General features: G+C 57.1%; 9 protein-coding genes and 1 pseudogene. 2 read left to right on the top strand and 8 right to left on the bottom strand.

Features of this window, described 5'->3' with window-relative positions; genetic code table 11:
• A pseudogene (locus BSU04_RS41960) lies at nucleotides 1-432 on the top strand (IS30 family transposase); the annotation flags it as partial.
• 226 nt (nucleotides 433-658) lie between these two features.
• Here BSU04_RS41960 and BSU04_RS41965 read toward each other — a convergent pair.
• The 7 genes from BSU04_RS41965 to BSU04_RS41995 all read right to left on the bottom strand — a co-directional run bounded on the left by BSU04_RS41965 (nucleotide 659) and on the right by BSU04_RS41995 (nucleotide 6,335).
• The gene (locus BSU04_RS41965) at nucleotides 659-1,579 is read right to left on the bottom strand and encodes a SphA family protein (protein WP_218827420.1); all 921 of its coding nucleotides are present in this window, start codon (nucleotides 1,577-1,579) and stop codon (nucleotides 659-661) included.
• 101 nt (nucleotides 1,580-1,680) lie between these two features.
• Complete coding sequence (locus BSU04_RS41970) at nucleotides 1,681-2,757, bottom strand: maleylacetate reductase (protein ID WP_089166084.1); 1,077 nt, start codon at nucleotides 2,755-2,757, stop codon at nucleotides 1,681-1,683.
• Between the two features lie 38 nt (nucleotides 2,758-2,795).
• Entirely contained in the window at nucleotides 2,796-3,068 is a 273-nt protein-coding gene (locus BSU04_RS41975) for a Dabb family protein (RefSeq protein ID WP_089166085.1), read from the bottom strand.
• A 113-nt stretch (nucleotides 3,069-3,181) separates the two neighbouring features.
• Nucleotides 3,182-4,012: an intradiol ring-cleavage dioxygenase gene (locus BSU04_RS41980; RefSeq protein WP_089166086.1), complete on the bottom strand. Its 831-nt coding sequence runs from the start codon at nucleotides 4,010-4,012 to the stop codon at nucleotides 3,182-3,184.
• 188 nt (nucleotides 4,013-4,200) lie between these two features.
• A complete protein-coding gene (locus BSU04_RS41985; protein ID WP_089166087.1) occupies nucleotides 4,201-4,701 on the bottom strand; it encodes a flavin reductase family protein in 501 nt (166 codons plus the stop codon).
• The gene (locus BSU04_RS41990) at nucleotides 4,694-5,029 is read right to left on the bottom strand and encodes an EthD family reductase (protein ID WP_089166088.1); all 336 of its coding nucleotides are present in this window, start codon (nucleotides 5,027-5,029) and stop codon (nucleotides 4,694-4,696) included. The genes BSU04_RS41985 and BSU04_RS41990 overlap by 8 nt, the downstream gene beginning before the upstream one ends.
• A 58-nt stretch (nucleotides 5,030-5,087) precedes the next feature.
• A complete protein-coding gene (locus tag BSU04_RS41995; RefSeq protein ID WP_089166089.1) occupies nucleotides 5,088-6,335 on the bottom strand; it encodes an acyl-CoA dehydrogenase family protein in 1,248 nt (415 codons plus the stop codon).
• 189 nt (nucleotides 6,336-6,524) lie between these two features.
• Between BSU04_RS41995 and BSU04_RS42000 the strand changes: the two genes are divergently transcribed.
• Nucleotides 6,525-8,294 carry a sigma-54-dependent Fis family transcriptional regulator gene (locus BSU04_RS42000; RefSeq protein WP_256983890.1) on the top strand — a complete coding sequence of 590 codons (1,770 nt, stop codon included), beginning with the start codon at nucleotides 6,525-6,527 and terminating at the stop codon, nucleotides 8,292-8,294.
• A gap of 46 nt (nucleotides 8,295-8,340) precedes the next feature.
• Here BSU04_RS42000 and tnpC read toward each other — a convergent pair.
• Nucleotides 8,341-9,867: IS66 family transposase (gene tnpC, locus BSU04_RS42005; protein WP_218827421.1), on the bottom strand; the 1,527-nt coding region annotated here is incomplete at its 5' end.

Here is a 9,867-nt window from a genome sequence, read left to right on the forward strand (position 1 = left end):
TCCGTGCCGGCTAAAACGCTCAGCGTCGCACGCCGCAGCGCGGGTCGCCGCCCCAACAAGCTTTGTCTGCAAAGCGTTTGCTGGCGCGTCGTTCTCACTTTGCTCGAGTGGAAATGGTCGCCCCAACAGATATCGGGCACACTTAAGCGTATGTATCCAACCGACTCGACCCAGCACGTTTCGTACGAAACCATCTACACGGCCATCTATGCCCAGCCGCGCGGCGAACTGCGCCGTCAGCTCATTGCCTGCCTGCGCCACGGCCACAGCACGCGCATGCCACGCACACGGGGCACAGACCGGCGCGGACAGATTCCCGACATGGTCAGTATCCACGCGCGACCGCCCGAAATCGAAGACCGACTGCTGCCGGGTCACTGGGAGGGCGACTTCATCAAAGGTGCCAACAACCAATCCTCGGTGCGTTGTCTGCCGCACAACAGTTTTACTCTCCCGTCTCATAAGCAGTGCATACCACATCGATATTCGTCATCATGGCAGCCTTACTGCAACAGAACCCGCATTTTCCTGTAAGAGCCCAATACATCTCGGCGTCGCGGTATCGCGGGAGATCCAAAGATATAATCTTAGGACTTGTGTCGGGCCAGCCACCGGTGCGCCGGCATGAGCGTCAACTCTTTCAGAAGCGCAATCGAAATCAGTGGATCGGGAAAGTAGCCTTCAGCCAAAAGGCCCCGCCATCCGCGCGGTTCCTCACCATGGTCTCTGTTTCGTACTTCAGGCTCGCGAACCAGCCCTTTCCGCTGTCGTATTTAATCGACGGACCTATCGAAAACGAACGTCCGCGATTGTTAGCGATCGTCGCGCCGTATTGCCGGTCATCGGTAGTTTGCACGTACCAGTAGCCACCCACGCCAACGACCCAGTGTTTGAAGAGACCATAACCAAGCGAGTAGTCGACGATCAGTTCCTGACCCGAGTGATAGTCCGTCGCTTTGTTTATGCTGTTAATTGTGTACATTACCTTCGCATCCCCATTCAAACCCTCTGGGTCGATCCGCGAGATACCCACAATAGGTTGTATCGCCCAGTAGTTCCGTCCTATGTTGGCAAGATCGTTTTTGTCATAGCCGCCGGTCGGTGCGAATCCGTCGACAGCTATGAGAGCGTGGAGTTGCGGGCTGAAGTGCCAGCCAACTGCCGCGCCCACATCGACATCGCCAACCCCGGTTTTCCGCTGACTCTCGCCGGATGCTTGCACGCCGAGCGTGATGAGTGGAGCAATTGTGTGAAAAGCGAGGGAGCCTCCGAGAATCTGCGCATTGGTAACCCAGATCAGGCGAGGCACGATGGCTGACGCTTTCACCTGAAATCCGTTGACTGGTGAGCGATTTCCGTCGTTGTCGCGAAGAGATGTTGCGTTATATTGCTCGGCGTAGAATTGCCCATACAACCCGGGAGGTGGCAGTGCGCAGCAACCGTAATTTTCCGCGCCGGCCGGATAGATCGAGCCACCACCCTCGGTTGCCATTGATGGGGTGGTAAAGCACGACGCCGAGCACATAGCGACGATGGTGCCGAGCGTAAATCGCCGCCGATGCGTTGGTTTTCGTTTCATATCGTTTCCAAACTATTTGGGGTTTTATTGGTTGACACGACCTGCGACTGCTGTCCCTCGAACGGCAGTCGGATGCAAGGCCTGATTCTTATCAATTAACGTCAATCGGGGCGTACGCCCTCAAATGCACGTTGCAATAGCTCGTAAATCTCGGGCTTGTTCTCACGCGCCGCAGGCCGCGGATTCCAGTACGGATTGCTGACGACTATCTCAGCTGCCTCATCCAATTCACATCGCTTCATTCCTATTTCTTCCAGCGAAACGGGCGCTCCATTTTCGAGAGCGAGGTCGAAAAGTGCAGAAGCCGCGCTTGTGGTGGGCGAGACGCCGAGTGCTCGAGTAATGCGAGCCATCGCTCTAGGTGCTGCTGCAGCGTTGAACGCTATCGCCTGCGAAAGGATGACCGTATGGACTTCGGCATGGGGAAGATTGAAGCTGCCGCCCAACGTGTGGCATAGCTTATGGTGGAGCGCCATCCCCACGTTCCCGAGAACAGACCCACACAACCATGCGCCATATAGAGCTTCGTCCCTTGCCGCCATGCTGGAACTGTCTTCGCGGATCAATGGCAAAGCGTGTCCCAACGCACGAATACCTTCTTCGGCCATGATCTCCATTACCGGATTTCCGTCGCGGGCGTAGAGGCCTTCTGCTGCATGGGCTATTGCATTCACGCCGCTGGTTATGCTTAGCCCGACGGGAAGGGTGCAGGTCAGGTTTGGGTCGTATATGATTGTTTTCGGGGCCACCCGCGGATCTTTCCCAGTCTTCTTTATTCCGTTTTCCGTGATTCCATAAATAGGCGTCATCTCGCTTCCCGCATACGTGGTAGGAATTGCAATAATCGGTAATCCCGAATCCAAGGCAATGGCTTTACCGAGCCCGGTGGTCGATCCCCCTCCGATCGCTACTGCGCAGTCCGCACCAATTCGACGTGCTATTTGAATCGCCTCGAGCGCTGTTTCCATCGGAACGTGCATTACCGCGCGAGCATAAAGTCCAGCGGCCCGCTGTCCCAGTAAATCAGAGACTGCCTCTGCCTCCGAAATCTGCCCGGGAGTGCAAAGCACGAGTGCTCGCTTTGCCCCCAAGAGGTCTATCTCTCGTTCGAGGTGGCTCAGCGCACCGATCCCGAATACAATTCTTGATGGCTGTCCAGAGAAAATAAAGTTTTGCACGGGGTATCCGCAATGTCCGGTGCTTAGTTTCAAATCACTTAATCGACTTGATATCGATCAGTTCGTAGGTCGATGATCTCGTTCTTGACACGAAGATGCTCGGGATGATTGGCGTAAGCTTCAAGGGCTTCCCTTGATTCGAAATCAGTCACCAGAACCACGTCGCACCCGTAAGTAACCCCACTTATGTCGGCCTCGATATCAAGTGCGACTAGTCCCGGTTCAAGTCCTTGCAGGCTTCTGAACGACTCTTGTACCTTTCTGATATTGTCGACTCGCTCCGACTGGAAGTCCGCGCGTATCTTCCACATCACAATGTGTCGAGTCACAATGTTCCGTTTTTATCGAATGGCAAAGTTAGAGCTCTCGTCGAGGCCGAAACTCGCGGCTCATGAACGCAAGCGCCAAAAAACCTGCGATGGGTTCACTCTGCTGGATCTAGGACGAATTCGTATTCGAGGAGAAAAGAACCGTCGCGTTTCTGAACCCAATCGCAAACGAGGGATTCTCTGACACCGAATACGGCGTCGGAGTCGAGGTAGTCGCTGTCGTTTCGGAAGACGTGGGTCGTCAGCGTCTTATAGCCCGGCGCGGACACGATAAAATGAAGATGGGCGGGACGCCATGGATGACGGTTGGAAGCTCGAAGCAATTCGCCCACTGGTCCGTCGTGAGGGATCGCGTAGGGCACCGCCAGGATCGAGCGGAAGTGGTACTCACCTTTCTCATTGCTTGTAAGCACACCACGCGCTTGGGCCTGATCGCCTCCGGGATGCTGAACGTCGTAAAGCCCGTCGTCGTCTGATTGCCATATATCCAAAGTTGCATTGGGCACTGGTTGTCCATTGTTCCCCAGTACCCTTCCACGGACGAGGCATGGGGCACCCTTTGCGCCGTTTGCCACATCGTCGCCCAGGTTGTAATGCGGCGCCCCGTCGACGTGAAAGGGACCCAGCACCGTCGCCTCAGTGCAACCCAGCGGTCTTTCGTTGTTCATACAGACGGTAAGCATCGAAAGCCCCAAGACGTCCGACAGAAGAATGAATTCTTGCCGCTTTTTGTCGGTTATGTGTCCGACTCGGGTCAAGTAATCGATTCCTTTTGACCATTCCCCCTCTGTCAACTTCACTTCGCGTGCAAATGAATGAAGGTGCCGGACGAGGCTGTCCACGATCACCTTAAGTCTTGGATCTGGGGTATTCGCGAAACTGTCCAACACAGCGTCCGTTATATTTTCCTGATTTACGTTTCTCATTAATACCGTCTCCATTTTCTTTGGTGCCCAACGCCAGGTTGCAGTGAAAACTCGAAGAGAATCACGCAGACTAAAAAACCCTTCGATTTACACAGGTTGAAGGTCCGGAGGAGCATCTGTGGGTGCGTCTTGCCGGCACCCATTCCTGAAACCTTACGCGAAAGACGCGGCTCGGCCGAGTCGGGCTCCTATGCGCCGGCCGATAAAGAAAAAGCCTTTGCGAACCCACCGTCCTGGTAAAGAAGTGGACTCACTTCGGGGGCTAACATGATGTTCTCCACCTGGCCGATGAAAATGGTGTGCGTCCCGAAAGAAAAGCTATTCGAAGACGTGCAGATGATGTTGGCTTGAGCGTCGGCGAGGTACGGGATGCCCTCGTCAGAAGTAAGCCAAACCCCCTCACTAAATTTCTCTTCGCCTTTCTTGCTGCCACCAAAAGCGGAGGAAATGTGTTGCTGTCCCACCTTCAGCAAATTTACACAGAAATGCGTTGCCTCAGCCATTGGCGCGTGGAACGAAGCTGATCTATTGACACACACCAGCAATGAAGGGGGATCTGAACACACCGAGGTGACAGCAGTTGCAGTCATCCCATATCGTTGTCCGTTGAGTCTGCACGTCAATATGGTGACAGTGGACGTGAGCCGCCGCATGGCGAGTTTGAAGCCGCTTCCCAATTCGCTATTCATGTTCACCTCCGGCAAAACCGGTGAGGGAGAAACGTTGAGGTTCGAATATCAAGATGGCGACGCCGGCCGCAGCATAGTTCGGGACGTCTGCCGCGGCAGCCTCCGCTTCGGTCGAGGAGAGTGCACTACGAAGTGCGTCCTCATCCGCGAAATCACACTCAACTACCGCGAATGCGTCGGCTGCTTCCCCTGCATCGATGTCTACGGAATAGCGCAGGGCTTGTAGACCCGGGAAACGTGCAACAAGGGGTAGGTGCGTTTCTATAAGATGCCGGCGAAAGTGGGCCGGATCCTCCGGGCGGGCATAAACTGCAATCAACTTATACATAATGAATCCAGCGTTTGGAGGGTGCGAGTGGCACAACAATGCCACTCCGTCTCACTCGTTAATAGACCTGGACGAGATCGCTGATGCCAAAAAGTGCGCGGCCATAAATCAGGCTCGCCATCTCTGGCAACACGAAGGCATGCCTGCTAGCGACCTCGCTGTCACGCCAGATTCGTTGCAGTTGATTTGTTTGAGCGAAACTGCTGGCGCCATTGACGCTGAGCAGCGTGTTTATGGCTTCGCGGCAGAGCTGACCGGCAGCGCCAGTGTCCATACGAACGCGCGCACGTGTGGTCATATCCATCTTCTCTCGCCGTGCTGCGGCGTGGTCGATATCGGCGCAGGCGCGGGCAACTAGCAAGTGAGCTTGGTCGGCTTTTGAGGTGGCTTCAGCAAGCTTGATTTGGTGTACTGGCGACACACTGACGCTCCCGAAAGTCGTGTAGGCGACGTTCTTCTTCGCTCCTTTCGTCAGTGTCAGTTCGATGGCCTCTCGTGCGAGACCCAACTGGGCTGCGACCAGAACAACTTCGGCTACGGGAACGAACGACGCATAGTCGTTCGCTTCAGCGGAATCGGAGCGGGCATAGTTTTCGCCCGCCATGGCTTCGAACGCTTGCACTCGATCGTCCGGAATGAAGATGTTATCGGCGACGAGCGTGTTACTACCGGATGCACGCATCCCGGCGACGTACCACGTGTCGCGCAGGGTGAGGTCTGTGAAGGGTACAAGCGCTAGGCCCAGTCGGGGCGATCCATCGGCGTTCTCGCCTATCTTGATCCCGAGATTGGCCCACTGGGCGTGGAGTGAGCCCGACGCGTACCACCATTCGCCCGTTACCCGGTAGCCACCCGGGACCCGCTCGGAATGCTCCGGTGCGGTGAAAATGCCGCAGATGCGCGTACCGGGCTCCGCGAATGCCTCACCTTGGGCTTTTTCCGAGTAGAGGCTTGCGAACCACGTGCAAACGTTCAGCAATGCCATCGCCCACGCTGTACCGCCGTCGCCGCGAGCTACTTCTGCGACTGCTTCGATGAAGGTTCGGAAGTTGGCGCCGCTGCCACCGAGTCTGGTCGGAACCGAAATGTGGTAGAGACCGGCGGTTTGCAGCGCGCTGACTACGCTCTCCTGTACTCGACGGTTTTCTTCTCCGGCCTGAGCGTGTTCCCGAATGAGCGGCACCAGCGCTCTGGCCTTCTCGACAATTGCCCAATCGGGGTCAGGTGCATCAAAGAACGAGGCGAGCGGGCCGTGGGCCGGGGACGCATTCAGCCGCGCGATTTCGGGCGTTGCGAGCATCTTCATTTGTCTTCCTCCAGTGGTTTTAAATCGCCAACTAACCGGTTGGCCGTCCACTAAATGCAGATCGCGTGCCAACCGGCTTAGGTCTGCCGTGAGAGCCTGCCTGGACGGGGCTTTTCACTCCGCGCCCCTATGCAGGACCCAAGTGGCGAGGGTTAACTTGGTTGTTGGTAGCCATCCACGCGTTTACCATTGGATGAAAAGCGCCATAGACATTGGAGACAAACAGCAATGACGCGATTCACGGATTTGCCGCTAAAATTCCGCGCGGATACGACCATCAATACAGCGGAGGGAGAGCGCTCAACACTTCCCGATATATCCGACTTGAGCGCAAGACTTCGCTTTGCGCCGCACGAAGGACAGGTTTGGCTAGATGACCAACGTGTCGTGGTTCTGAATCTTGAGGCGCTGATCGCGTTGCGCCGGCAGTTAGTCGAAAGCGTGGGGATTGAGACGGCCAAGAAAATCCTGTTCAACGCAGGTCACGCAGCGGGCTCCCGTGAAGCTATGCTCGCGATGAAGCTCCGAACCGGACAACCAAATCTTGATGCGTTCCTCGTCGGCCCTCAGTTGCATGCACTGAGGGGCGAAGTATTCGTTGAGCCGGAAATAATTGATGTTGATGTTGAGGCCGGCCACTACTACAGCGTTTTGAAGTGGCGAAATTCGGCGGAAGCTGAGACGCACGTTGCTTCGTTCGGTGGGAGTTCGGAACCGGTTTGCTGGATGCAGATAGGCTACGCATCCGGATACACAAGCGCACTCATGGGGCGCCCCATAGCATTTCGCGAGGTGGAATGCGCAGCTTCAGGAGGGGCCGTTTGCCGCATCGTGGGACGCACGGTTGAAGAGTGGGTCGCCCGTGGGGAAAGCTTGGATGCCAACGGCGGGGCAATGCCGACCGCTCCGTCCGTGGCTACGGCCAACCCAGCGCTCCTGGCGGAAGGCGTGGTAGGCGCGTCCTCCCGTTTCCTTGCTGCATGGCATCTTGTCCAACGCGTGGCGCCGCTATCGACAACTGTTCTGCTCCAGGGCGAGACCGGCGTGGGAAAAGAGGTATTTGCCAAGGCAGTGCATCGCTCGAGCCCCAGATCGTCAAAGCGGCTCTACTGCATTAACTGCGCGGCAATACCAGACAGTCTCATAGACTCCGAGCTCTTCGGCGTCGAACGGGGAGCATACACAGGCGCGGTCGCTTCGCGATCCGGCTGGTTTGAGGCGGCAGATGGGAGCACCCTTTTCCTCGACGAAATTGGGACGTTAAGTTTGACTGCTCAGGCCAAACTACTGCGGGTCCTTCAAGAAGGCGAGATAACGAGGGTCGGCTCGACGAGTACGTCCAAGGTCGATGTCCGTGTAGTGTGCGCAACTAACGTAGATTTGGCCGAAGCCGTGTCTGCCGGGACATTCCGGGCCGACCTTCGACACCGACTGGAGGCTTTCCCTATAACGATTCCTCCGTTAAGGGAGCGGCGTGGCGATATTCCACCACTGGTTGACCTTTTCCTAAGAAGGTTCATCGAGACGACGGGCCGGTGTGTCAAGGGCCTGACGTCAGCCGCGATCGACGCTTTGCTTCTGTACGATTTCCCCGGGAATATTCGAGAACTTGAGAATATGGTGGCGCGCGCAGCCATCCTGACAACCGACGGCGAAACAATAGATGCCTTCCACCTTTTTAGTCGGCAGGACTCTTTGCAGAAGGCCTTTTTATCGCCGGAGAACAACGGCAGCCTTGCGGACGCGCGCTTTAACCGAGCGGCAACCGACGATCCGGATCTCGCGGCAATACGAAAACTTATCACCGGTCGATCACTGGCTGACATAGAGAGGGCGGCTATTGATGAAGCCCTGCGGATTACCAGCGGAAATGTCTCGCAGGCTGCCCGCCAACTCGGTCTCACGCGCGCCCAACTTCGACATCGCCTCGAGACGCTAAAAGATGAGCGTTCGCCTTGACGCAAAGTTGACCAGCGCTGCCCGCGTAATCGGTAAGCAGCCGGCGTTATTGACGTGACTGGCGTTCGTCGCGTTCGTAAAGATCGGAGCGCAGTGGATTTTTGGCGAACAGCGTCTTCCAGAGGCGCGGCGTCAGTTGTTCGGCCAGCGATGCGGGATGCTGGCCAACGCGCTGCAAGACATCGACCAAGTAATCGTAAGGGTCGATATCGTGCAGGCGGCAGGTCACGATCAAGCTCTGCACGATCCCGATATGCCTGGCGCCTAGTTCGGTCCAACTGAACATCCAATTTTTTCGACCGAGAGGGATCACCCTCAGCGCCCGTTCGAGGTGGTTGGTGTCGATCGGGACGTCGGGATCGTCCAGGTAGACTGCGAGGCCGTCACGCCGCTCGCGGATGTAGTTCAGTGCTTTCGTGAAGGGACTGCTTGGCAGGAAGCCTTGCGCTTCGAAGTACTTGTCGATCCACTTGAAGAACCGTTGCGCCACCGGCTTGGCGTGGGCCTGGCGCCATGCACGCTTAGCCGCACCGCCCAGGTCAGTCTTGCGGATATGCTCCTCCGCCGCGTACAGTGCGGCGATGTGTTCCAGCGCCTTTTCGGCGTACGCCGGCTCGATGTCCTTTGCTTCGAACACCTCCCTGCGCGCGTGCGCCCAGCACTGCGCATGCGTCAGCCCGACCTGTTTGGCGTAACTGGCATAGGCGGCGTAGCCGTCGCTTAGAAGCACGGCGTCCTCCGGCGGCGACAGCCCGAGCATGTCGCGCACATGCTGGCCAGCGCGGCTTGGCGAGTGCGTGAAGCAAATCTCGTCGCGCTCGCCGTAGATCGGCCAGAAATAGGTGGTCTTCATCTTGCCCGGATTCGCCCGACCGGCCTTGATCGGCACTTCGTCCATCGCCTTGACACGGCTGGCACGTATCGAATCGAGCTGTGCATCGTAGACCGGTTCGAGCAGCGCCACGCTCGATTGCATCAGTTGGGTCAGCCACGGCCGGCTGACCTTGATCCCGGCATCATCGAGTCGGCGGTGCTGGCGGTACAGCGGCAAGTGGTAGTCGAATTTGTCGATCACCATGCCAACGACGAAGCTGACGTCGGCTCGGCTGCCCTCGATCACGCCGACAGGGGCCGGCGGGCACGAGAGCGCCTGCGTGTCTTTCCGCTTGATCAGGGGGCGCACGTACTTGAGCACGACATAGCTGCCGGGACGCTGCGCCAGGCGGTGCGTGACTTTCTCGCCAATCACTTCGTACTGATCGGGCTTGAGCAATTCCATGTCCGGGTTGGGGACGGCAATCACTTCCACCGGCACACGCTTCTCATCGAAGAACAAACTCGATTCGTCGGCGCCAACCGGCTTGGTCTTGCGCTCGCGCTCGTGGCCGGCCACCACCGCTTTCTTAGCCGGCAGCGGCGTCTCGGGAATGGCGTCGAAACCCACGCCAAGAATACCCTGAACACCTTCTGGATCAGGATGGCGCTTCTCGCTTTTCTGGCCGAAGATCTGACGCTGAAACCAGGCCACCTGGCGTCGCAAATTGATGTTCTCGCGCTCCAGTTTGCCGACCAG

Origin of the sequence: Caballeronia sordidicola (assembly GCF_002220365.1) — a bacterium.
Taxonomy (GTDB): Bacteria; Pseudomonadota; Gammaproteobacteria; order Burkholderiales; family Burkholderiaceae; genus Caballeronia; species Caballeronia sordidicola_C.